Source organism: Noviherbaspirillum suwonense (assembly GCF_900182955.1).
Classification (GTDB): Bacteria; Pseudomonadota; Gammaproteobacteria; order Burkholderiales; family Burkholderiaceae_D; genus Noviherbaspirillum_A; species Noviherbaspirillum_A suwonense.
Genome location: NZ_FXUL01000030.1, coordinates 20,238 through 42,970 on the forward strand (window position 1 = coordinate 20,238; position 22,733 = coordinate 42,970).

The 22,733-nt window shown below is 58.3% G+C and carries 22 protein-coding genes and 3 pseudogenes; 13 read left to right on the forward strand and 12 right to left on the reverse strand.

Translation table 11 applies throughout. From position 1 onward, the window contains the following. The first annotated feature begins 67 nt into the window (after positions 1–67). Both QOL82_RS25795 and QOL82_RS25800 read left to right on the forward strand, forming a co-directional pair. Complete coding sequence (locus QOL82_RS25795) at positions 68–862, forward strand: crotonase/enoyl-CoA hydratase family protein (RefSeq protein WP_283445191.1); 795 nt, start codon at positions 68–70, stop codon at positions 860–862. Positions 863–936: 74 nt separating this feature from the next. Beyond that, entirely contained in the window at positions 937–1,836 is a 900-nt protein-coding gene (locus QOL82_RS25800; protein ID WP_283445192.1) for a LysR family transcriptional regulator, read from the forward strand. 3 nt (positions 1,837–1,839) lie between these two features. On the opposite strand, the gene QOL82_RS25805 is transcribed toward QOL82_RS25800, so the two are convergent. The 4 genes from QOL82_RS25805 to QOL82_RS25820 form a co-directional block, all read right to left on the reverse strand. Continuing rightward, positions 1,840–3,063 (reverse strand): CaiB/BaiF CoA transferase family protein, encoded by a 1,224-nt coding sequence (locus tag QOL82_RS25805; protein WP_283445193.1) that lies wholly within the window; start codon positions 3,061–3,063, stop codon positions 1,840–1,842. 326 nt (positions 3,064–3,389) lie between these two features. Beyond that, positions 3,390–4,553 carry an acyl-CoA dehydrogenase family protein gene (locus tag QOL82_RS25810; RefSeq protein ID WP_283445194.1) on the reverse strand — a complete coding sequence of 388 codons (1,164 nt, stop codon included), beginning with the start codon at positions 4,551–4,553 and terminating at the stop codon, positions 3,390–3,392. Between the two features lie 88 nt (positions 4,554–4,641). Then, the gene (locus QOL82_RS25815; protein WP_283445195.1) at positions 4,642–5,868 is read right to left on the reverse strand and encodes a CaiB/BaiF CoA transferase family protein; all 1,227 of its coding nucleotides are present in this window, start codon (positions 5,866–5,868) and stop codon (positions 4,642–4,644) included. A gap of 4 nt (positions 5,869–5,872) precedes the next feature. Continuing rightward, positions 5,873–6,832, reverse strand: coding sequence for a Bug family tripartite tricarboxylate transporter substrate binding protein (locus tag QOL82_RS25820; protein WP_283445196.1), 960 nt, complete (start codon positions 6,830–6,832; stop codon positions 5,873–5,875). Positions 6,833–7,017: 185 nt separating this feature from the next. On the opposite strand from QOL82_RS25820, the gene QOL82_RS25825 reads away from it, so the two are divergent. The 4 genes from QOL82_RS25825 to QOL82_RS25840 all read left to right on the forward strand — a co-directional run bounded on the left by QOL82_RS25825 (position 7,018) and on the right by QOL82_RS25840 (position 8,260). Continuing rightward, positions 7,018–7,275, forward strand: a complete 258-nt coding sequence (locus tag QOL82_RS25825) for an IS4/Tn5 family transposase DNA-binding protein (protein WP_283445197.1) — start codon at positions 7,018–7,020, stop codon at positions 7,273–7,275. A gap of 134 nt (positions 7,276–7,409) precedes the next feature. Then, positions 7,410–7,904, forward strand: a complete 495-nt coding sequence (locus QOL82_RS25830; RefSeq protein WP_283445198.1) for a hypothetical protein — start codon at positions 7,410–7,412, stop codon at positions 7,902–7,904. Then, the gene (locus tag QOL82_RS25835; protein ID WP_283445199.1) at positions 7,861–8,181 is read left to right on the forward strand and encodes an IS4 family transposase; all 321 of its coding nucleotides are present in this window, start codon (positions 7,861–7,863) and stop codon (positions 8,179–8,181) included. Before QOL82_RS25830 ends, QOL82_RS25835 begins: the two co-directional genes overlap by 44 nt. Continuing rightward, positions 8,174–8,260 carry a hypothetical protein gene (locus QOL82_RS25840; RefSeq protein WP_430438553.1) on the forward strand — a complete coding sequence of 29 codons (87 nt, stop codon included), beginning with the start codon at positions 8,174–8,176 and terminating at the stop codon, positions 8,258–8,260. Before QOL82_RS25835 ends, QOL82_RS25840 begins: the two co-directional genes overlap by 8 nt. A gap of 90 nt (positions 8,261–8,350) precedes the next feature. On the opposite strand, the gene QOL82_RS25845 is transcribed toward QOL82_RS25840, so the two are convergent. After that, positions 8,351–9,154 (reverse strand): IclR family transcriptional regulator, encoded by an 804-nt coding sequence (locus tag QOL82_RS25845; protein ID WP_283445200.1) that lies wholly within the window; start codon positions 9,152–9,154, stop codon positions 8,351–8,353. Positions 9,155–9,312: 158 nt separating this feature from the next. Between QOL82_RS25845 and QOL82_RS25850 the strand changes: the two genes are divergently transcribed. From QOL82_RS25850 to QOL82_RS25860, 3 genes are read left to right on the forward strand one after another with little or no spacing between them, the layout of a single operon-like run. Next, positions 9,313–10,584, forward strand: coding sequence for a Rieske 2Fe-2S domain-containing protein (locus QOL82_RS25850; protein WP_283445233.1), 1,272 nt, complete (start codon positions 9,313–9,315; stop codon positions 10,582–10,584). A gap of 37 nt (positions 10,585–10,621) precedes the next feature. Then, complete coding sequence (locus QOL82_RS25855) at positions 10,622–11,602, forward strand: Bug family tripartite tricarboxylate transporter substrate binding protein (protein ID WP_283445201.1); 981 nt, start codon at positions 10,622–10,624, stop codon at positions 11,600–11,602. A gap of 18 nt (positions 11,603–11,620) precedes the next feature. After that, positions 11,621–12,388 carry an SDR family NAD(P)-dependent oxidoreductase gene (locus tag QOL82_RS25860; RefSeq protein ID WP_283445202.1) on the forward strand — a complete coding sequence of 256 codons (768 nt, stop codon included), beginning with the start codon at positions 11,621–11,623 and terminating at the stop codon, positions 12,386–12,388. Between the two features lie 289 nt (positions 12,389–12,677). Here QOL82_RS25860 and QOL82_RS25865 read toward each other — a convergent pair whose 3' ends face one another. The 3 genes from QOL82_RS25865 to QOL82_RS25875 form a co-directional block, all read right to left on the reverse strand. Beyond that, on the reverse strand, positions 12,678–13,115 hold the full coding sequence (locus tag QOL82_RS25865; RefSeq protein WP_283445203.1) for an enoyl-CoA hydratase/isomerase family protein: 438 nt from the start codon (positions 13,113–13,115) through the stop codon (positions 12,678–12,680). A 91-nt stretch (positions 13,116–13,206) separates the two neighbouring features. Continuing rightward, the gene (locus tag QOL82_RS25870; RefSeq protein ID WP_283445204.1) at positions 13,207–14,127 is read right to left on the reverse strand and encodes an MBL fold metallo-hydrolase; all 921 of its coding nucleotides are present in this window, start codon (positions 14,125–14,127) and stop codon (positions 13,207–13,209) included. Between the two features lie 85 nt (positions 14,128–14,212). Continuing rightward, entirely contained in the window at positions 14,213–14,335 is a 123-nt protein-coding gene (locus QOL82_RS25875) for a hypothetical protein (protein ID WP_283445205.1), read from the reverse strand. A 2-nt stretch (positions 14,336–14,337) separates the two neighbouring features. On the opposite strand from QOL82_RS25875, the pseudogene QOL82_RS25880 reads away from it, so the two are divergent. Next, positions 14,338–14,877: pseudogene (locus tag QOL82_RS25880) on the forward strand (IS30 family transposase); the annotation flags it as partial. A gap of 148 nt (positions 14,878–15,025) precedes the next feature. On the opposite strand, the gene QOL82_RS25885 reads toward QOL82_RS25880, so the two are convergent. Beyond that, positions 15,026–16,549, reverse strand: coding sequence for a class I adenylate-forming enzyme family protein (locus QOL82_RS25885; RefSeq protein WP_283445206.1), 1,524 nt, complete (start codon positions 16,547–16,549; stop codon positions 15,026–15,028). 163 nt (positions 16,550–16,712) lie between these two features. Between QOL82_RS25885 and QOL82_RS25890 the strand changes: the two are divergent. The 3 genes and pseudogenes from QOL82_RS25890 to QOL82_RS25900 all read left to right on the forward strand — a co-directional run bounded on the left by QOL82_RS25890 (position 16,713) and on the right by QOL82_RS25900 (position 19,003). Then, positions 16,713–17,400, forward strand: a pseudogene (locus tag QOL82_RS25890) (IS6 family transposase). 168 nt (positions 17,401–17,568) lie between these two features. After that, positions 17,569–18,081: an SDR family NAD(P)-dependent oxidoreductase gene (locus tag QOL82_RS25895; protein ID WP_283445234.1), complete on the forward strand. Its 513-nt coding sequence runs from the start codon at positions 17,569–17,571 to the stop codon at positions 18,079–18,081. After that, entirely contained in the window at positions 17,999–19,003 is a 1,005-nt protein-coding gene (locus QOL82_RS25900; RefSeq protein ID WP_283445235.1) for an AMP-binding protein, read from the forward strand. Before QOL82_RS25895 ends, QOL82_RS25900 begins: the two co-directional genes overlap by 83 nt. Here QOL82_RS25900 and QOL82_RS25905 read toward each other — a convergent pair. The 3 genes and pseudogenes from QOL82_RS25905 to QOL82_RS25915 all read right to left on the reverse strand — a co-directional run bounded on the left by QOL82_RS25905 (position 18,957) and on the right by QOL82_RS25915 (position 22,658). Further along, positions 18,957–19,970 (reverse strand): acyl-CoA dehydrogenase family protein, encoded by a 1,014-nt coding sequence (locus QOL82_RS25905; protein WP_283445207.1) that lies wholly within the window; start codon positions 19,968–19,970, stop codon positions 18,957–18,959. The genes QOL82_RS25900 and QOL82_RS25905 overlap by 47 nt on opposite strands. Before the next feature lie 14 nt (positions 19,971–19,984). Beyond that, positions 19,985–21,143: pseudogene (locus QOL82_RS25910) on the reverse strand (acyl-CoA dehydrogenase family protein). Positions 21,144–21,275: 132 nt separating this feature from the next. Then, entirely contained in the window at positions 21,276–22,658 is a 1,383-nt protein-coding gene (locus QOL82_RS25915; protein WP_283445208.1) for an IS701 family transposase, read from the reverse strand. Positions 22,659–22,733 lie beyond the last annotated feature (75 nt).

Here is a 22,733-nt window from a genome sequence, read left to right on the forward strand (position 1 = left end):
AGCCGGCTGCAAGCTGCCTATTCTTGAGCCCTGACAGGACGATCGAACCAAAAAATAGGAGACTTTAATGGCTGGCTTTTTGCTGTACGAACAGGCAGGACATGTCGTCACGCTGACGATGAACGAGCCGGACCGGCGCAACCCGTTGACCGGCAACAACGCGGTCCAGGACTTCCAGGCCGCGATCGCCCGCATTGAAAACGATGCCAGCGTGCGTGCGGTCATCCTTACCGGCGCAGGCAACGCGTTTTCTTCCGGCGGCAATGTGAAGGACATGGAGCGACATGCAGCGGGCGAACTGAACGGCATGCAGATCCGCCAGGAGTACCGACAGGGCATACAGAAATTGCCGCTGGCCTTGTTCAACCTGGAAGTGCCGGTCATCGCGGCGGTCAATGGCGCCGCGATCGGCGCCGGGCTCGACCTCACGTGCATGTGCGACATCCGCATCGCATCGACGCATGCCAAGTTTGCCGAGAGCTTCGTCAAGCTGGGCATCGTGCCGGGCGACGGCGGCGCCTGGCTGCTGCCGCGCGTGATCGGCCTCGCGCGCGCTGCTGAAATGACGTTCACAGGCCAGGTCATCGACGCCGAGCAGGCCCTGGCCTGGAACCTGGTGTCGCGCGTGGTGGCGCCCGAAGCGCTGCTGCCGACTGCCATGGCGCTGGCGGAACAGATCGCCGCCAACCCGCCGCATGCGGTGCGCCTGGCCAAGCGTCTGATGCGGGAAGGTATGCATACACGCCTGGACACGCTGCTGGAAATGTCGGCGGCCTATCAGGCGCTGTCCCATCAGACGCCTGACCATGCGGAAGCGGTTGCCGCATTCATCGACAAACGGCCGCCGGTTTTCAAGGGCTGATACGGCAGGCCCGGGACGGCGATGCAGCAGGGACTAGCGGTTATACTGCCGGCCTACCAGACTGGCACCTCCCCATGGACCTGCGCCGCATCCGTCATTTCGTTGTCCTTGCCGAAACGCTCAACTTCCGTCGCGCGGCGGAGCGGCTGCACATGGCGCAGCCGCCGTTGTCGGTGTCTATCCAAAAGCTGGAAGCGGAAGTCGGCACGAAGCTCTTCATACGCTCGCCGAGCGGCGTGAGTCTCACGCCTAGCGGCAAGTCGGCGCTGGCGGAAGCGCGCCGGCTACTTTTCCACGGCAGCCAGTTTGCGCAGGTCGCCAAAAGCGCGTCCGACGGCACCGGCGGCACCTTGCATGTCGGCTTTGTCGGTTCGACCACCTTCGGCATGCTGCAAAAGCTGGTGCCGCAGTTTCGCGCCGAGTATCCCGGTGTCGAACTGGTTCTACGCGAGGCAACCTCGGCCCGTATCGTGCAGATGGTGGAGGATGACGGACTCGATGTCGGCTTGGTGCGCACGCCACTGCTGCACGGCTCCACGGTCACCCTGGTGCCGCTGGAGCAGGACAGGTTCATCGCGGCGCTGCCGCGAAACAGTCGCCTGGTCAACGTCGGGCAGTTGACGCTGTCCGACCTCGCCACCGAACCCTTCATCATGTACAACCGCACCGAAGCGGCCGGGCTGCATACCGCCGCGATACTAGCCTGCCAGCAGGCCGGCTTCCTGCCACGCATCGCACAGGAAGCGGTGCAGGTGCAGACCGTGCTGTCGCTGGTCGAAAGCTGCCTCGGCGTGGCGCTGGTGCCGTCGGTCATGCAGCGCTCCGTCAACGACATGATCGTCTACCGCGCCTTCACCGATTTCGCGCCGCCGGCCGACATCGGCTTGGCCCTGATTTATCAGCCTGAAATGGAAAGCCCGGCAGCCAAGCGCTTCCGCGCGTTAGCCTGCCGCGAGTATCCGCTGCCGCGTTAATCGTCAAATAATGCCCTTGGCCCGCAGCTCTTTCATCTGTCCATCCGACAGGCCGAGACGCTGCCGTAGGATCGCATCGTTATGCTCACCCAATTGGGGCGCTGAACCCTGGTATTGAATCGGCGTCGCCGACAGGCGAATCGGATTGGCGATGCTGGGCGCGTCCACGCCAGCGCTGTGCGGTAGCGACAGATGCATATTGCGGTGGCGGACCTGCGGATCCTCGAACACTTCCTCCATATCGTAAATCGGACCGCAGGGCACGTTTTTCGGCTCCAGCAGCATGATCCATTCGCGCATGGTTTTCGCCAGCATGGCCTCGGCCAGCAGCGGAATCAGCGTCGCGCGGTTGCGGTTGCGCTGCGAGCCAGTGCTGTACATCGGATCCGTCGCCAGATGCTCGCGGCCGATGGCCTTGCAATAGGCCGCATATTGAGCGTCATTGCCCACCGCGATGATCAGGTCGCCTTCCTTGCAATGGAATACCTGGTACGGCACCATGTTCGGATGCGCATTGCCGACGCGCTGCGGTATCTTCCCCGACAAGAAGTAGTTGAGCGCCTGATAGGAGTTGATCGCCACGACGCAGTCCAGCAGCGACATGTCGATGTACTGCCCGGCGCCGCTGATATGCCTGTGCTCCAGCGCCGCCAGGATGGCGGAGGTCGCGTACATGCCTGTGAGGAGGTCAGTGATGGCCAGGCCGGTTTTCATCGGCGCGCCGCCCGGTTCGCCGTCGGGCACGCCGGTCAGGCTCATCAGCCCGCCCATGCCCTGGAACACATAGTCGTAACCAGGCAAGGCCGCATACGGGCCATCCTGACCGAAGCCCGTCACCGAGCAGTAGACCAGACGCGGATTGATGCCTTTGATGTCGTCATAGGCCAGACCGTAACGGGCCAGCGTGCCGACCTTGTAGTTTTCGACGAGCACGTCGGCGTCCCTGACCAGCATGCGGATGATGCCCTGGCCTTCCGCCGTGGCCAGATCGACCGTGACCGACTTCTTGCCGCGGTTTGCGCTCAGAAAATACGATGAGTCACTCGACTCGACGCCATCGGCATCCTTCAGGAATGGCGGGCCCCAGGTGCGGGTGTCGTCGCCAACCTGCGGCCGCTCTATCTTGATGACCTCGGCGCCCATATCGGCGAGATTTTGCGTTGCCCATGGGCCGGCAAGGACGCGTGACAAGTCCAAAACCTTGATATGTCCAAGCGCTGTGTTCATGTGGCCTCCGAACCTATTTAGGACGAGATGATAGGCAGCGCGGCTCGCCAGCGTCCAATACTTAATCGGCTCGATGCAATATCGAACTGCTATCGCACAGCCCTGCCTGCGCGCGGTATGAAGCGAGTAATCTGGCGCTCTTGGTTACCTAGAACGTCTACGTCGTCTATGTAATCAAGTAGGGCCAAAGACCTACGTCTTCTTTCCCCTCTGGAGAAACCCGTACATTGGCGATACGCAACGCGGTTTCATTTATGACGTTAGTCGTAATCCGCTCCCCAGACCTCCAGTTCAATCGTTTGGTATTTCACCCTTTTCAGTAACAATTAGTATGACTTAGGCAAACCAAGCACTTTTTCAGCGATGAAACAAAGGATGAGCTGGGGACTCACAGGTGCCAGGCGGGGAATCCAAGATTCGCGCAAATATCGTTCGACATGATATTCCTTCGCATAACCCATCCCACCATGCGTAAAAATGGCATTCTCGCACGCGTGAAAACAGGCTTCTGCTGCAAGATACTTGGCTGTGTTCGCTTCCGCTGCACAGGGCTTGCCAGCATCGTAAAAAGAGGCGGCCTTGAATACCATCAGATTCGCTGCTTCCAGTTCCATGTAAGATTTCGCCAGAGGGTGCTGGATGCCCTGGTTCTGTCCGATTGGCCGGTCAAACACAATACGTTCCTTGGCGTACCGTACTGCTCGCTCAAGCGCTACCCGTCCGAGGCCAATGGCTTCAGATGCGATCAGAATGCGCTCGGGGTTTAGTCCATGCAGAATGTAACTGAACCCCTTGCCTTCTTCGCCTATACGATCTTCGACTGGAATGCGCAGACCGTCAATGAAGACCTGATTGGAATCAACCGCCTTGCGACCCATTTTTTCGATGTTCCGAACTTCAACGAAGCGACGGTCAAGATCAGTGTAAAACAGCGACAAGCCTTCTGTGCCTTTGGCCTCCTCTACCAAGGTAGTGCGCGCAAGAAGAAGCATCTTGTTTGCTACCTGTGCAGTCGAGATCCAGACCTTTTGCCCCGTCACTACATAATGCTCACCATCTCGCACCGCCCGGGTTTTCAGCCTAAGGGTGTTTAATCCGCTATTCGGCTCGGTGACAGCAAAGCAAGCCTTGTCAACTCCCTGGATCAGCGGCGGCAACCAGCGCTTTTTTTGTTCGTCAGTTCCAAATACGACGACCGGATGGAGGCCAAAGATATTCATATGAACAGCGGATGCGCCAGACAAGCCGGCACCGGTGGCTGATATGGTCTGCATCATGAGTGCGGCTTCGGTAATACCTAGCCCCGACCCGCCGTATTCCTCTGGCATGGCGATTCCCAGCCAACCAGCGTCACCAAGCGCTTTGTGAAAATCGTGCGGAAACGTGCCATCAGTGTCTTTGCGATACCAGTAGTCATCGTCAAACGGCTGGCAGAGCCTCTCCATGGCGTTCTTGATGTGCTCTTGTTCTTCAGTGAATATGAAATCCATGACTTACCTCTACTCTAGTGTGCGGCTCGCTTAAACGCCTGATCCATGCTCAACGCTCAAGTTGTGGATAGGTGGGCAACCACCTTGCTTAGATCTGAACGGGACTACTACTTGCTGTTACATCCTCAGCCATCAGACGTGCAATTTCCGCTGCCGAGTACCCGGCCTCAAGTAACACCTCTACAGAATGCTGCCCGAGGTGCGGTGCGGGTGCTGCCTTAGGGTCAAGCGGCGTGTTTGACCATGAAGTTGGATTGCCCATCGTGTGCAACTTGCCTTCTGTTGGATGCTCGCTTTCTCGGATCAATCCCACAGCCCGCAGATGCACATCATCGAGCAAGTCCTGCGGCGAATTCATTGGCATGTTCGGAATGTCGGCCGCGTCCAGCAACGCTTCCCACTCTGACACGGTACGCTCAAGCATGATCCGCCCTACTTCGGCATAGACCTCATCAATATTTGCAGCCCGATTACCGTGAGACGAGAAGCGTGGGTCAACCGTAAAGCGGTCGGCCTCGCCAATTGCATCAAAGAAATTACGCCAGTGTTTGTCGTTATAGATCAAAACACACAGGTAGCCGTCCTTGGTCTTGTAGGGTCGCCGGTGCGAGGTCAGCAGACGTGCATAACCCGCATCACCAGCAGGTGGATCAAACGAGAGCCCCGCCATATGGTCACCAAGGATAAACTGCGCCATGGCCTCAAACATTGGAACAACCACTGCCTGGCCTTCGCCACTCCTCTCGCGGGCAAAGAGCGCGCCAGTGACTGCATACACAGCATGCAGTCCGGTGACGCGGTCAGCCAGCGTGACCGGGGCATAGCAAGGGTCTTTCGCCCCATAGCGCTGCATGAGCCACGGCACCCCGGTTGCTCCCTGAATCAGGTCATCATAGGCTGCTCTGGCGGCATAAGGGCCGTCCTGTCCAAAGCCACAGCAGCTGATATGGATAATCTTCGCATTGCGTGCCTTGACGGAATCGTAGTCAAGGTTAAGACGTGCCAAGGCTTGAGGACGAACATTCGTGATCAGTACGTCAGCGTGCTCCACCAAGCGCAGAACGACTTCCTGCGCTTCCGGACGTTTGAGATCCAGAACAATACTTCGCTTTCCCTGATTCGCGTGAAGGAAGATATGTCCCATACCCGGGTTTCGCATCGGCCCAACATGACGCATGTTGTCGCCCTCGGGGGTTTCAATCTTTGTCACCTCGGCGCCCATGGAAGCCAGGATCTGGGTCGCATACGGACCCATGATCACGGAAGTCATATCGAGGATTTTAATGCCCGCGAGCGGGCCTGAGCGTTGTTTCATGTCTTTATTCCGGTTGAATGCCGGCTTGCTTAATAAGAGTGCGCCAGTGAACTAGCTGATGTTCCACATAGTTCGCAAATTCCTTGGTGCTTGCAGACGGTCCTACCTGAAAGCCTTGCTGCAAAAGCTGTTCCTGAACCTCCTTATCTGCCAACACCGCAAGAATCTCCGTGTTGAGCTGGTCGACGATCGGCTTAGGCACGTTTGCAGGCCCGAAAATTCCATTCCAGGAAGTCAGATCGAATCCGGTAATTGTCTGGGCTACCGGAGGAACGTCCGGCAACAGATTTGAAGGGGCCTTCGTCGTGATGGCGAGCGTTTTCACCTTATTAGCCTTAATCATTGCCATGCCTGAGCCAAGATCAACGACATAGAAGTCAATCTGTCCACCAATGAGATCGGTCATTGCTTGCGGACTGGACTTATACGGAACGCCAAGCAAATCAATACCAGCTAAGCGTTTGATGGTCTCAGAGGCAACGAGCGATGTGCTGTTTGGCGTACCATAGGTCAGTCTCCCCGGATTCGCCTTGGCATAGTCGACGAATTCCTTCATGTTCTTAACAGGAAGCTTATTGTTTACGACGACAGCAAAAGGCAGTTCACCAACCAGCGTGATTGGCGTGAACCCTTTAACGGGATCATAGCTCAGCTGTTTGAAAAGGCTTGGATTCGCGGAATGGCCGGTGTTGGTGGTCATAAGGAGCGTGTAACCATCCGGCTTCGCATTGGCCACAAAATTGGTCGCAATTTGCGCGCTGGCACCCGGCTTGTTGTCAACAATGACAGTTTGGTTGAATCGCTCCCCTAATTTTTTCGCCACCACCCGGGCTACGGCATCTGTACCGCTGCCTGCTGCAAAGGGAACAACTAACGAGACAGGCCGTGACGGATAAGACTGCGCGGCGGCGGGAGCACTTGCAACCGCAAATATGGCGATAAGCATCAAACAAATCAGCTTCATAGTATCTCCGATAGTTTCAATTTGACCCTGTAGTCCGGGACGATCATGGCATCATTGACTAGAGAGTCATTCATGTCAAATCGTTAAAACCACTTGCACGATAGCGTTCTGGCGTCTTATTTACTGTCTTCTGTGTAAGACCCAGCGATTTCTGTCCAAGCAAGTGGGGCCACCTCTGTGGTTCGATGCACTGGTCAGAGGAAGAACCTTCCGGCATTTCATTGGGCGACGCAAGGCTGGACCGACGTAAAAGTAAATTGTTGGCAAGCATGTTGAACCGTCCGCATGCCAGCATTCCGCAGGCATGCGGCGGGGCAACCGAAATCAAGGCGGCGTATCGGCTGATCAAACCCGAGGACGTGAACTGTCGTTTTCTAATGGCGCCGCATTGGGACAAAGCCCTGCAGCGCATGGCTGGCGCATCCGTTGTCTTGTGCATTTAAGATACGACGGAGCTGAAGTTCAATGGACGCCAGATGCAAGGATTGGGACGCCTGAGTTACGACGCCCAGCGGGGCATGTATGCGCATATGACGTATGCGGTCACGCCGCATCGGGTGCCGTTGGGCGTGCTCGATTGCTCGATGTGAACCCGTCAACCAGAGGTGAGGCGGCCATTCCTGAAAGTACCCGCTGGATCGACGGTTACGAACGCATTGCCAAGATGGCAGCACAGTTGCCGGCCACTCGCTTGGTATTAGTGGCCGACCGGGAAGTCGATTTCGGTGCGTTGCTGGGACGGGCGCAGACGGTGAACTATCCTGCTGATCTGTTAATACGCGCGCGGTACGACCGCAAGCTGCAAGCAGATGACACACAGCTGTTTGCAGCGTTATCGCAGGCCCCCGCGTTAGGCGAGGTCGTCTCTGCCCTCACGCCAGGGCGTGGCAAGAAAGCCCGGGCGGTAACGCAGTCGGTGTCGGTTGTACCCAGCGTAATGCGGTTGCCAAGCAATCAGACAACGACCCTGACGGTCGTCCAGGCGATGGAACACCATTCGCCACAAGGCGACAAGCCGGTGCTGGCACTTGCTGACGAATCGGTCGGTCAACGATCTGGCACAGGCAAGTGAGTTAATCGATTGGTACCGTTGCCGATGGGAAGTAGAACTGTACTTCCATACTGTTAAGACGGGCTGCCTGGTCGAGCAACTGCAATTCGAGACGATAGAGCCGGTTGAACGCGCGTTGGCGCGGTACCTAATGGTGGCATGGCGCATTCATTATTTAATGCGACTGGGCCGGGATCACCCTGGCCTGGATTGTGAAATTGTGTTCGATACCGACGAATGGAAAGCTGTTTATCTGTTAGAGAAAAAGAAACTGCCTGTTATCCCTTACGCTGAATGAAGTCATGCGCATGGTCGGCGCGACCGGCGGATTTATGGGACGCAACGTCGACGGCCAACCGGGCGCGAAAGCCATCTAGAGCCGAATGCAAGCCCTGCACTTCTTTGTCGAGGGAATGCGCGCTGCGTTCGAAATGGAAGCAGGTAAAAATGATGGGTAAGGAGATGCCTTATGTGGCTCGAAGCCCCAACGCCTCGGACATCTCCTTGGCACTAACTATGAGCAGCTCGCCATATTCGGAAACACGTCCAGCGTTTAGCCGTGCGCTTGGCCCGAAGACAGCTAGCGACCCAGCGACGCGTCCAGTTGTATTGAAAAATGGCGCAGCAATTGCAGTCGCGCCCTGCAGCAATTCATCATGACTGGTCGCATAACCACGTTGCCGGATGCGCGCCAATTCTTCCGTGTAATTGGCCAAATTCACACTGGTGTCGTGTGTGTATTCCTGCATCTTCATTGCCGATACATCAGCATGCGCCAAAATTGCGCGACCGCTGGCCCCCACCATAATGCGCTCGCGATAACCGACGCCGCGTTTAAAACTGAGTGGCTGGGGACTAGGAAGTTCGGCTACGCAAAGTCGGTACATACCTTGCAGTTCGAATACAGCCACTGTCTCCCCAGTCTGCTCCCACAGATTTCGCAGAATTGGCCTTGCCAGTTCAGCTATGTCCAGCCCGGATGTCCAGACATGCGCTAGGTGAGCCACCGACGGGCCTAGCCGGAACTGCTGTGGCTCCCCTTGCGCAGTCAGAAAGCCGCTGCGTTCGAGGGTGTAAAGCAGGCGGTACAAAGTTGGACGGCTCAAATCCACGCGCTTTAGCAACTCTGCCACCGTCAAGTCAGATCTGTCCGCGGTAAAGGCCATCAGGATGTCCAGTGCGCGCTCCACGGCCCGCACGCTGTCTCCACTCTTCTCGGATTGCCCAACGTCCTTCTGTTCTTCTTTTGTTTGCGCCCGCTGGAGTTTCATAAAACCATTCCTTTTCATCGAAGCGGCAAGCCTACTATGCGCTTGCATGACGAACCAGCTTTTCAATTGACACGTCACCGGGCGTTCGTATAATGGACTATATTATCATCAGGCGGACAACCGCCTTCCCCTACAATCGTTATCAGGAGACTGCGGTTATGAATAAAGAAATGTCTGAAATCCTCGTACGCACCGGTTCAGGAACCAAAATGGGCAATCTGATGCGCCGTTACTGGGTGCCGGTGCTGCTGTCAAATGAAATCGCGGAAGCGGACGGTCCTCAGGTGCGCGTCCAAATCTTGGGAGAAAAGCTGCTCGCTTTCCGTGATTCCGAGGGTCGTCCCGGTTTGATTGACGAATTTTGCTCGCACCGTGGCGTGTCCCTTTACTTCGGCCGCAATGAAGAAAATGGCATCCGTTGTTCTTATCACGGCCTGAAATTCGATCGCAACGGCAAGTGCGTGGAAGTGCCATCGGCGCCGCAGACGTGCGCACGGATGAACATTAAGTCCTATCCATGCATCGAACGTGCCGGCATGCTTTGGGCTTATATGGGACCGGAAGGCAAGATGCCGGCACCGCCAGAACTGGAATGGTGCACTTTGCCCGATAGCCATGTTTTTGTCTCCAAGCGCTTGCAAGAGTGCAATTACCTTCAGGCGATGGAGGGCGGCATTGATACTGCCCATGTCTCCTATGTTCACAAGTACGAAGTAGATGAAGATCCGATGCATAAAGGAACCAAGGCCCTCGATTACATCAAGGCTGACGGCAATGTGATCTTCGATATTGAACGCACCGATATCGGCATGACACTTTTCGGTCGCCGCAACGGCGAGGCGGATTCCTATTATTGGCGCATCACGCAGTTCCTTTTCCCATGGTTCACTCTGATCCCGCCTTTTGGCGAGCACTCCCTGGCAGGCCACGTCTGGGTGCCGATCGACGATCACAATTGCTGGGCCTGGAGTATTAACTTCCATCCTGACAAGCCCTTGTCCGCCGAAGAACGGTGCGACCTCGAAGCGGGTAAAGGCATCCACTGCGAATATGAGCCGGGCACATTCAGGCCCAAGGCAAACAAGGATAACGACTACCTGATCGACCGCGTCGCTCAGAGGGAAAAACGCGCCTACAGCGGCGTGTTTGGATTTGCAATCCAGGATGCGTCGCTGCAGGAAAGCATGGGACCAATCCAGAACCATGAAGCCGAGCGCCTTTTGCCGACTGACAAGGCCATCGTGATGGCCCGCCGCATGCTGCATGAAGCAGCCGTAAATCTAGAACTGGGGATTGAGCCGCCGGCCCTGAACTCTTCGGCGCAGCATGTACGTGCCGCTGGCGTCTTGCTGGATCGAAATATAAGTCCTGTGCAGTGGGGGGAGCAGCATCTGACCGACAGCACGAAGCAACCGGTTTTTTCCGTGTAATCCAGCGGTTTTCCGGCAAAAGAACATAGGAGACAATATGAAAGCCATTTACCGCACTATCGCAGCAGCGCTTTGCCTTGCCGGCCTCGGCGCTATCGCCACGACCGCAGCAGCGCAGGAATGGTCCCCCAGCAAGCCGGTTCGCATAATCGTGCCCATCGTCGGCAGTACCAATGACGCGCTTGCACGACTGGTGGCTGAAAAACTTAGTGGTGCGATCGGCCAATCGGTTTATGTTGAGAACAAGCCTGGCGCCGGCGGCAACATCGGTGCGGACATGGTGGCAAAGTCACCGCCTGACGGCCATACCCTACTCGTTGGCTATAACGGCCCGCTGGCCATCAATCAAACCCTGTTCGACAAGATGCCATTCGATCCGGTCAAGGATCTTACGCCCATTACGCTGGCTGTCACCTCGCCTCAGTATCTCGTCGTGAACAATGATCTGCCCGTCAAAACAGTGGGCGAGCTCGTCGCGATGGCCAAGGCCGATCCTAGCAAGCTCTCCTATGCCTCGGTTTCCGTCGGGAGCGCATCGCACCTGACGATGGAAATGTTCAAGTCGGCAGCCAAGATCAACATTACTCATGTGCCGTACAGGGGTGCCGCGCCAGCCTTGACTGACCTCCTGGCGGGAAATGTGCAAACCGCATTCCTGGTGCCGGGCAATGTGCAGCAATACGTCAAGCAGGGCCGGTTGCGTATACTTGCTGTGAGCGGCGACAAGCGCTTCGCCAGCATGCCTGACGTTCCAACAATGATCGAATCCGGCTACCCAAATTTCATTGCCACGTCATGGATTGGATTCCTCGCGCCGGCCGGCACGCCAAAAAACATCGTCGACCGCTACAACAAGGAAATTGTCCATATCCTCAACATGCCTGACGTGAAGCAAAAGCTGCGCGACATGGAATTCGACGTCGTGGCCAGCACGCCAGTTCAATTTAGCAAGTGGATCGGCACAGAAATTCCACGCTGGGGCAAGGTGATCAAGGACACCGGTACCAAGGCCGAATAATCAACAAGGAGAATAACGATGACTCGATTGCTTAATAAAACGGCCTTGATCACTGGGGGCGGTGCGGGCATCGGCGCTGCGTGCGGCCTACTGTTCTGTACCGAAGGTGCGGCGGTAATACTGGTTGATGTCGACGCTGATGCACTTAAACGAACAGAGGCGCGTATTTGTGATCAAGTGCCAGGTGCGAAGGTCACCACGGTGACCGCCAATGTATCCAGTGATGCCCAGAAGGTCATTGAATCTTGCCTAGGGACAGACGGAAAACTGGATATCTTGGTGAACAATGCGGCCATGCGCAATTACGCATTGGTGGCCAACGCAACAGAGGAGGAGTGGCAATCAGTTATCACCGTGAACCTGATTGGCACAGCCAATTACTGCGCCGCAGCGTTGCCTTTGCTGCGACGCTCCGGTAGTGGCAGCATTGTTAATGTATCTTCCTGCTATGCCGTCACCGGACGTAAGGGCATGGGTATCTATGACGCAACCAAGGCGGCCCAACTTGCACTTACCCGCACCCTGGCGCATGAAGAAGCTGCGCATGGCGTGCGCGTAAATGCTGTCTGTCCAGGTTCAACGTTGACAGATTTCCATGTTGCCAAGGCTGAATCGGTTGGCAAGAGCGTGGAACAGCTCAAGACAGAGCGCCAGGACACTTCCCTTCTTGGCCGATGGGCAACGCCCATAGAAATTGCCTATCCGATCCTATGGCTCGCTTCTGCGGAAGCGTCTTTTATTACTGGTGCAACCCTGATGGCTGACGGCGGCTTATCGGCCATGTAATTGGGCTGCTTCTATCATTGAAAGGAAATTGTGGCATGTCGACTCCTCGGCTCACTGCCCTAGTGAAATTAATGCGGCACGAAACCGATGTTGTCGTGAGCCTGGAACTCAGAACGGCACAACTAGGTACACATTTCCCGGTCTTCAAAGCCGGCTCCAACATCGACGTGCATTTGCCCAACCCTCTGGTATGCAGTGCGTTGCGGGGCGATCTGCGTCATTGCCCAGTCGGCGCTGGTCGGCGGCGCAGACGTGGCGGTTGCGGCAGCATCCACAGCAACGGAATGGCTCAGGGGCTGCCGCGCCCGGCGATGCGGGTTTCGGCGATGCCGGCCTGTGTGCCTTTCAGGCCCACGGGCAAATCGGAGTTCAGGCTCAGCATCATGCCGCCGGCAATCAGGTGCCCGGTCATGGCGGCGATGATGGGCTTGGCAACGCGGCACTGGCGACCATGGAACGGGTCTTTCATCTTGGTCACGATGTCCACGCCCTCTTCCTTCTTGACACGTAAAGCCTCACGCAGGTCGAGACCGGCGCAGAAGGTGCCGCAGTCGGCTAAGGTCAGGATGGCCACGCGCACGTTTTTATCGGCATCGACTTCACCCCACAGATCGTGCAGCCGGTTGGCCGCGACCGATGACAGCGCGTTACGCATTTCGGGCCGGTTGATCTTCACGGTGGCAATGCCATCGTGCACTTCGTTCAGAACCGTTTCTGCTTCACTCATATCCTGATCTCCTGGTAAAAATTGCTTGCTCCGCTCATAGGGCGGCCGATCCGTCAGCGCCTTGGTTGCGTGGTTCACGGCGTGAGCCATTTCACGCGTTGTAGACCATGTCGCCTTCTCTCCGTGCGACTTTAGAACGCACAAGCTCTTGCGTCAGCTGTTCCATCCAGTGCTCGATGGTAACCGAAGGAACAAACCTCTGGTGAATGAGCTGGAAGTAGCTTGTGTTGGAAGCCCACTCGACAAAATCAGCAAAAGGCAGTTGCTGCTGATCTAGCAGTTTGAATTTCAACAACACCTTGACCGCGTGATGCGCATGCCGCTCAGGGTTCTTGACGAAGGCGTTGAGGCGCTCACGCGCGTTGACCAGCACCTCGGCACGGTAGCCGAATACCGCACCGTGGCCGGGAATAACCCAGCGCGGGTCAAGCCGCTCGATCACGTCGAATGTGGCGGCCACTTCGTCGAATGCGGTTTCTCCATCGAGCTCCGGAAACACCACGCCGAAGCCTTTTTCCCACAAGGCATCTGCCGAAATCAAGGTTTGGGACCGGGGCTCAAACAGAATGACGGAATGGGGATCATGGCCCGGTGCCGCATGGACTTGCCACGGCGTATCGGCCAGCTGGATTTCTGTGTCCGGTAAAAGAAGGCCATCGAACTTGAACCGGGGACAGTGTTGCCCGGATGGCACATAGTTCAGGGCGACGGGGTCCCACGATGAGACAAGTGATGCATGACCTGGCGGAATGAGGGTTTGAAGTTCTGGATAAATGCGCTGGAGGGCGGCATTGCCGCCACAGTGGTCGCTGTGCAGATGCGTATTGAGCAGCAAGTCCAGTGGCCGCTGCTGCAAAGCGGCGCTGACCAGCCCGGTGGTTTGTTCCGCGTGCTTGCTGTAGCCACTGTCAACGAGTGCTCTGGACGTCGATCCAAGGAACAGAATGTTGTTGGAGGACAGCCAGCCGCGCTCAAAAACTTGAAGACCGCTCGGAAGTTGGATATTGGTCATTAGATGTCTCGGATAGGTCATTTTTAGCGGTTCATAACATAACATTAGTTGCAGAAATGGGCGCGCATGGTGGATTTGCCGTCGCTTATTCCGCGGGGCCCTCGGACTCAACCACGGCCACCACCAGGCCGCGCTCGACCTTCTGTCCGGCCTGCACCGACCGCGAGCGCACCACCCCACCGTGGTCGGCATTGATGCGCAGCTCCATCTCCAGAGATGGTCAGCATCCACGTGCGTCCGGCGGACGTCGAGGACCGTGTCATGCCGGGCCACTGGGAAGGTGACTTCATCAAGGGCCCTGGCAGCAAGTCCTCGGTCGGCGTGCTGGTCGAGCGCACCAGCCACCTGGCACTGCTAGCGCGCATGGAAGATGCGCCTGCCGCCTCGGCGCTGCCAGGCTTCACAGCCAAGCTCAATGCCATCAGTACGCCACTGCGCCAGAGCCTCACCTATGACCAAGGCAAGGAAATGGCCCGCCATGCCGAGCTGGCTGCCAACACCGGCGTACGTGTCTATTTCTGCGACCCGCATAGCCCTTCGCAACGGGGCACCTGCGAGAATATCAACGGCTTGCTGCGGCAGTACCTGCCAAAGGGAACAGACTTGTCCATCTACAGACAGGAAGAACTGGATGCGAATGCCGATAGTCTGAACGCCAGGCCCCGTGTAACCCACAACTGGCTCACACCATCACAGGTCTTTGCTGCCGCTTTGGCTAGTTCCCACCGATCCGATACTTCAGTTCATTAACATCCGATGCACTTCACTCTTGAAACCGCCACTCATAAATCTAACTCCTCAGGTTGAAGCGTGGTCTGACGCTGATGAATGGTCGCGCTGCGAGCAGCATGACCTGATAGGTGTCACCGGTGAATGCGGCACGGCCGTCCTGTCCCGATCATGTGGTTACCCATTGGCGCTCTATCTCATGCCGCTGTATCTTGCCCGTGTTGCTCCGCGGGAACGCGGCGGCATCGACAAACCGAATGTCCTTGGGGACCTTGTAGCCCGCCAGCTGCGCGCAGCACCACTGCATCAGAGTTTGCGTGTCTGCGGCGGCTCCGGGCTTGAGCGCGACGAAGGCCAAGGGCACCTCTCCCCAGTGCGCGTCACTTCGTCGTACCACGGCGGCGTCGAGCACAGCCTCATGCGCGAGCAGTACGCGCTCGATCTCCGCAGGATAAATGTTCTCTCCCCCCGACTTAATCAGGTACTTCGCACGGTCGACGAAATTTAGCGAGCCGTCAGCCTGCCGAACGAACAAGTCGCCCATGTGGAACCAACCGCCGCGAAAATCGATCGCATTGACCTCGGGAGCATCCCAGTAGCCCGAGAACAGCGTCGGTCCACGGATCACTAGCTCACCAGGGACGCCGACAGGCACGTCGCAGTCATCGGCATCGACGAGGCGGATGCGGCAAAAACCCGACTCGCGCTTAGCCAAACTTTCGGGCACGACGCCTTGCGCCAGCAGAACTCCGGAAGCCGGCGCCAAGCCCGTCTCTGTCGCTCCGAAGCTGTTAAGGTAGGGGGCGCCAATTAGGCGCGTGAGTTCGGCGATCTGCTGCAGCGGTACCAGATCGGCCATCGCACCGACCATGCGAACACTGCGGATGCGTGGCCGGTTGCGCTTCAAATTATCGATTAGCGGCTCTATCATGCCTGGCATCGCCACTAGCCAGCTGATCGGTTCGCGCTCAAGTACCGCGCACAGACCGTCAGCATCGAACCCGTCGTGAATCACCACCTTGCCGCCCAACATCAGGGTAGCGAGGCTAAAGTCGGTGGCTGCCATGTGGAACAGCGGCGACCAAGCCAGGAAGTTGCGGTCCGCACCGATGCCGAATTCAGCGGAAAAACACATCGCGCGCGCAACCATCGCGCGGTGGCTAATCACCGCCCCCTTGGGAACGCCGGTGGTGCCGCTCGTGTAGAGAATAACCAGACCCTGTGCGGGATCAACATCGATCTGCGGATCGCTCTCAAGCGCCGTAGCCAACAATTCGTCGTAGCGCGCGTCGATGTCGATCAGTTGGGGCACGCCATGATCGATGCGTGCGAGCATCGGCGCATGGCGCGCCGACACAAGCACAACGCGCGGCGAAACCAATCGCACGCAATGCGTCATTTCAGCATCGGCCAAGCGCCAGTTTAGACAGGCTACGATGGCGCCCAGCTTGGCAGCTGCAAGCTGTGTTTCGATGTATTCGCGGCGATTCTCCGACAGTAGCGCCACACGGTCACCCATCGCAACGCCATGCTGAACCAGTACATGGGCCAATCGATTCACGCGCTGATCGAGCGCTCGGTAGCTCAGCCCGCCCCGTGCATCCTCGACAGCCGTCGATTCGGCACGGACGGCCACCTGCTTGCGCAACAGGTCGGCCACCGTTAATGAATAAGCACCGATTCCGTCTTCCATGGACACCACCTCCAGTTCTGGCACTCCGAGTGAGTGTCTATGTTGCATCCTACCTAACGCTTGACAGCTTTACAATACCCGACTAAATTCGGTTATTTCGCACTAAGCGAGGTGGCTCCTGCCGTCCGTTAGACTGCTGTCTTTGAAAAACTAAGGGGCCGCTATGGTGAATAACAAAGGAATGCGATTTCCGGTCGACGTGATTCTGGTCTGCATTCGCTGGTATGCAGCCTATCAGTTAAGCTACCAACTCTTGGAAGAGATGATGCATGAGCGGGGCGTGCTAGTCGACCATTCCTCGATCGCCCGCTGGGCGAACCGGTTTCGCCATTGCTGGAAAAGGCTTTCCGAAGGCACAGGCACGCCGTCGGTACCAGGTGGAAGATGGATGAGACATACATCAAGGCCAACGGCGCCTGGAAGTATCTGTATAGGGCAGTCGATAAGCAAGGCCAGACGATCGACTTTCTGTTGACTGCCAGGCGTGATGCGGTGGCCGCCAGGCGCTTCTTAGAGAAAGCCATACGGCACAACACTGTGCCCGACAAGGTTACGATGGACAAGAGCGGCGCCAACCAGGCCGCGCTGGAGCAGCCTGAACCAGGACCGCGAAGTACCGATCACGATTCCGCAGGTAAAATACCTCAACAACATTGTCGAGCAGGATCACCGCGCGATCAAACGCATCACGCGGCCAATGCTCAGTTTCAAATCGTTTTGAGCGGCGCGCGATCCTGGCCGGCATCGAACTGATTCATATGATTTACAAAGGCCAGTTCGTGCTGAAGGGCGAAAGTATGTCATGTGTCGACCAGTTTTACGCCTTGGCAGGACAACTCCGTCTGGCGTAAGAAGCCGCTGAGTTAACCCGCTGCAACTTTGCACCCGTTAATGCGATACCACCCCTTCCGATTCTGAAGGGCAACATGTCAGAAAACACTACCTTAGGTTTCGACGAGGAAGCCCTCGCAACCCGCCCCACCGTCTACCAGACCGGACTTTTCGATTGACAGGTGGTGATGGTCAGCGGGGCCGGCAGCGGCATCGGCAAGGCCATCGCCTTCTTGTATGCACGCCTGGGCGCCAAGCTGGTCATCTGCGGGCGCGACCCATCCAAGCTAGAGACCTCCGCCGAATGGCTACGCCGGCTCGGCAGCCCTGACGTGCTGGTGCAACCCATGACGATCCGTGAGCCCGAGCAGGTGGAAAAGTTGATCGACGTGGCGTGGCTGCATTTCGGACGCATAGACGTGCTCGTCAATAACGCCGGCGGGCAATTCCCGCAGCGGGCGCTGGACTACAGCGTCAAGGGCTGGAAAGCGGTGATAGACACCAACCTGAACGGCACTTGGTACATGATGCATGCGCTGGCTCGCCGCCCGCGACATGCACATTTGGGCCGATTTCAAGCCGAGCGACCGCTTCTTCTTCATGAGCGACATGGGCTGGATGGTGGGCGCCATGTGCGCTTGCATTCCCAGCTATTTCGGCGGCAGCCTGCTGGTGGCCGAAGGCACGCCCGACTATCCTGACACCGGACGCTTCTGGCGCCTGATGCAGGATTACAAAGTCAGCTATCTCGGTGTCGCACCCACGCTGATCCGCAGCCTGATGCGCTACGGCGACGAAGAGGTCGAACGCTACGACCTGGCTTCGCTGCGCATCACGTGCTCAGGCGGCGAGGCCTGGACCGAGGCGCCCTGGCTCTGGTTCTTCAAACACGCATGCAAAGAGCGGGGGCCGATCCTGAACATTGTCGGCGGCACCGAGGTCGGCGGCGGCAATTTCACCGGCACCCTGCACCATCCTTTGCGGCCAGGCTCGTTCGGCGCGCGCGGGCTCGGCGCCGGGGTCGACATCGTGAACGACGACGGCCAGCCGGTCGGGCCTGAGCAGGTCGGCGAACTGGTGCTGCGCAACCCCAACATCGGCTTCACCAAGAGCCTGTGGCAGGACGACGAACGCTACCTCGACAGTTACTGGCGCACCATCCCGGGCGTCTGGGTGCATGGCGACTTTGCGATGCGCGACGACGATGGACTCTTCTACATCCTGGGGCGCAGCGACGACACGATCAAGGTCTGCGGCAAGCGCACCGGTCCGGCCGAGATCGAAACCCTGCTTACCGGCACCGGCAAGGTGTCGGAGGCGGCCGTGATCGGCGTGACCGATGAGGTCAAGGGCTCGGCCATCGTCTGCGTCTGCGTGCCCATGCCCGGCTTAGCGGCGGACGCAGCGTTGCAGGCCAAGCTGTCGCAGGCGTTCGTCCACGGCATGGGCAGTTCCTACCGCCCGAAGCAGGTGCTGCTGGTCGGCAACCTGCCCAAGACCCGCAACATGAAAATCATGCGCCGCGTCGTGCGCGCCGTATACCGGGGAGACAGTCCGGGCGACCTGTCCTCGCTGGTCAACCCGGAAGCAGTGACCGAACTGCAAGGCAAGTTGGCGGGGTAATGGCCGGGCCGGCGGGGCCGTTCGCCCGTCTGACCGACCGCACAAAATCGACGATCGACGCGTCCGCTGCCAACACGCTATTGCCGATCAATACGTTCCAGTACGCTTCCGAACCGTGAGCGATGCGCCATTCATGCAAACGCCGGGTCAGCAATTGCAGGTCGTGTTCTTCGGCAATGCCGATCGCGCCGTGCAGCGCATGAGCGATGGATGCGACCAGAACCGCCGCCTCACTGGTGCGGGACTTGGCCATTGCAGCGGCGAGCAGTGACGGTGCCGCGGCGTCCGACAGGAAGGCTGCTTCGGCCGCGATCGAAGCAGCGGCGACGTGCTCGGCCATGACGCTCAACTGGTGCTGCACCGTCTGGAACTTGCCCAGGGTTTTGCCGAACTGGACTCGGCCATTGCAGTATTGCAGTGTCATTTCGAGCACACGAATCATGGCTACGCTCAGCAAGGCGGCGTGCAAAGCCGCCGCGAACGCCGGCAGCATCTGGCCAGCGGCACCGGATACGCGCGTTGCGGCGCTTTCATCGTGCCAACTCAGGGTGGAAGCGAGACTCCCATGCACACCGGTCGCCTCGCGCCGGGAAGACACAGCGGACAGCAGCAGCAAGGCATCGCCATCTCGGGCCAACACGAAATCGGCCATCCTCCCGTAAGGCGTCAATGAACAAACGATGGCGCCATCGGTCTCGCGCCGCAACCTGCCAGCCACCGTAATCATGCCGCTGGGCATCGCAAACCTCGGCCCCAGCAGCGCGCGCGACACAATCGTCTGGGCCACCGGCACCGGCACCGTGTAGCGGCCGAAGCTGCTCAGAATCGGGAACAATTCGGTCAGCGGGAGGCCGGCGCCTTGCAGCGCCTGCCAAAGCGCAGCGGTCGAGCCACCCGCTTCAATCGCGCGCACCGCGGCGGGCGTGCACCGGTCTTTTAGAATGTCTTCAATCGCTTGTAAAAACATGAAGTCTTTCGTTCTCAACGCAGACCCAGACCCCGCGCGATCATGCCGCGCAGGATCTCGCGCGTGCCGCCTCGCAGCGAATAGGTGGGGGCCACCTGGCTCACATAAGCCAAGGCGCGGTACAACTCGGCATCGATAGTCGCATCCGGGTCCATGCCGACGGCGGTTTCGATCACGGCTGGTATGCTCTGCTCGAATTCGGTGCCGATGTCCTTGACCAAGGCCGCCTCCACCACCGGACTTTCCGCGCGCACGAGCTTGGCCGTAACGGTGATCGACATATTGCGCAACGTGGCCAGGTGCGCGGCAAACCGACCGATGGCGGCGGCCGTGGACAGAAGCAGATGGACTGCGACGCAGGCAGGTGATCCAATGCTCCAGCAGCACGATGCTCGAATACACACGCTCCGGACCGCTGCGCTCAAAGGCCAGTTCGGCATTGACTTGCTCCCACCCGTTGCCTTCATTGCCCACTAGGGCATGGTCCGCCAGCAGCACGTTGTCAAAGTACACCTCGGAAAAATGCGCATCCCCTGTCAAGTCACGGATCGGGCGCACCGTCACGCCCGGCAGCGACAGGTCGACAATGAATTGCGACAGGCCCTTTTGCCGGTCCTGCGGCTCGCCCGACGAGCGCACCAGGGCGATCATGTAATGGCAGCGGTGCGCATTGGTGGTTCATATCTTGCGCCCGTTCAGGCGCCAACCACCTTCGCACTGGGTAGCCCGGGTACCCACGCTGGCAAGGTCGGAACCGGCATTGGGCTCGCTCATGCCAATGCAAAAGAACGCCTCGGCGGCACAGATTCTCGGCAGATAGAACTGGCGTGGCGCCTCTGTGCCGAACTTCAGTATCAGCGGCCCGCTCTGCCGATCAGCGATCCAGTGCGCGGAAACCGGCGCGCCCACAGCCAACAGTTCTTCCACTAGCACGAAGCGCGAGAAGGCATCCAGGCTGGCGCCACCATAGCGGGCAGGCAGGGTCACGCCGACCCAGCCGCGCGCCGCCAACTTTTTGCAGAAGTCGGTATTGAAACCCATCCAGGAACGCGCCCGTGTATCGGCGGGCGGCGGCACAAAGCTAGATTTGAGAAAAGTCTTCACCTCGGCGCGAAAGAGGGTCGTCTCGGTGGGAAGCGTGGCAAGCCGAAAAGCGGACAGCAAATTGCTCAAGAAACTCTCCTCCGTGGATTAGACATCGATGGTGTAGGCATGGACGTGGCAGACAAATGCCGGCCCGTAACGGGCAAACCGAATTCAACGTCGGTCACCATGAGCCGTTTGTTTTTAAGCGAGAGGGTTCGTCTAGCGGTAGTTTGTTATAAGCGGAGATAGAGGTTGATTCCGCCCCCGGCCATTTCGATGAGGTATCGTGCCAGCGTGGCAAATTCGGTGGGTGGGGGCTTGGCGGTGAAGAGGCGCCAGCAGCGCATGAGCCAGTTCAGTGGCGTCAGCCAGGCCCGCACTGACCGTAGCAGACGCGGCCAGCGACATCGCATCGGCAACCGTACCGGCTGGCTTTTTTTTCCGAACCGGTGAGTCGACCAGTGCATGTTGCCGAGCCTGTCGTGCCTCCTGCCACCAGCAAAAGGCGAAGGCACAGCACACCAGCAACCAATGCCGCCGGATTGCCTGGTCGCTACGTACCATGAAGTCGGCCCAGCCGAGTTCATCCTTCATTTGCTTGTAGCCTTGCTCGACCCAGTGCCGCAACCCGTACAGGCGCACCACTTCCTCCAGCGGCGCCTGTTCGACGCACAGATTGGTCGTCAGGTACCAGGTCGACAATTCCGGCAACGTCTGTCGGTCCGTCGTCGCGCATATGGCGCGTACTGGTTTGCCGGGGCCATAATTCAGAAAGATCAACTCGGCAGCCCACCAGCGTTCGGTATGTCCGTCACGGAAGTGACGTGTCACCTTGTGCCAGTCGCGTGGCCGTAATTCATCCAGCGCTTCGTTGAAGGAGTGCGCCATGTCTTCTGGTGCCCAGCCGCGTCCGACCGAGCCGCGATGCGACAGCACAAAGGGCAGATGGCGTTGCCGTAACGATGCCACCAGTTCCCGGTGATCGCCATAAAAACAATCTGCCACAATGGCTTTGAAGGCAATACCAGCTGCCAGCGCCCGCTTAACCAGTGTCAAGGCAAGTTGCGGCTTGCTATGGAACGCGGGGTCCTTCTTGCCTTCAGGCAGACGGCTCTCCGGGGTGTAGGGCGCCACATGCAAGGGATAGTAGCGCTGCTCATTGGCCCATAAGGTCGTCACCGCCACGATCCCGTTATCGATCTTGCCCACCGAGCCCAAGTACTGGCGTGCCACATGATCGGTTGCAGAGCCATCCTTGCGGTCGCCAGTATCGTCGACGACGAGTACGCCGTTGGCATCGCTGGCCGTCAAGGTATCCTCGCCCAGCAATTGCAGCGTGCGGGCAGTCATGGCGTCGGCATCCCAGGACGATTCGGAAAGGAAGAATTGCAGTTGCTGCACAGGCGCAGTTTGCGCCTGGATCAACGGCTCGGCGCCCGCCAGCGCCGTAAGCGTCTTTGGCCGGTCACGCGGTGCCAGTAGCCCGGCAAGATAGGTCCGGAAGCTGCGGCGTTGCGCCAGCGAATGAAACAGCGGGTCGAAAAGTTTAGCGTAGTCTTCCAGCGGCCCAGGTGCTGGTGGACAAGGACGACGTGCAGTCATGGCAGCAGTACCTCCTACATTCACCATAGACCATCAACTGGCCGCTTTCAACAAAGTACCGCTAGGCATGACCGT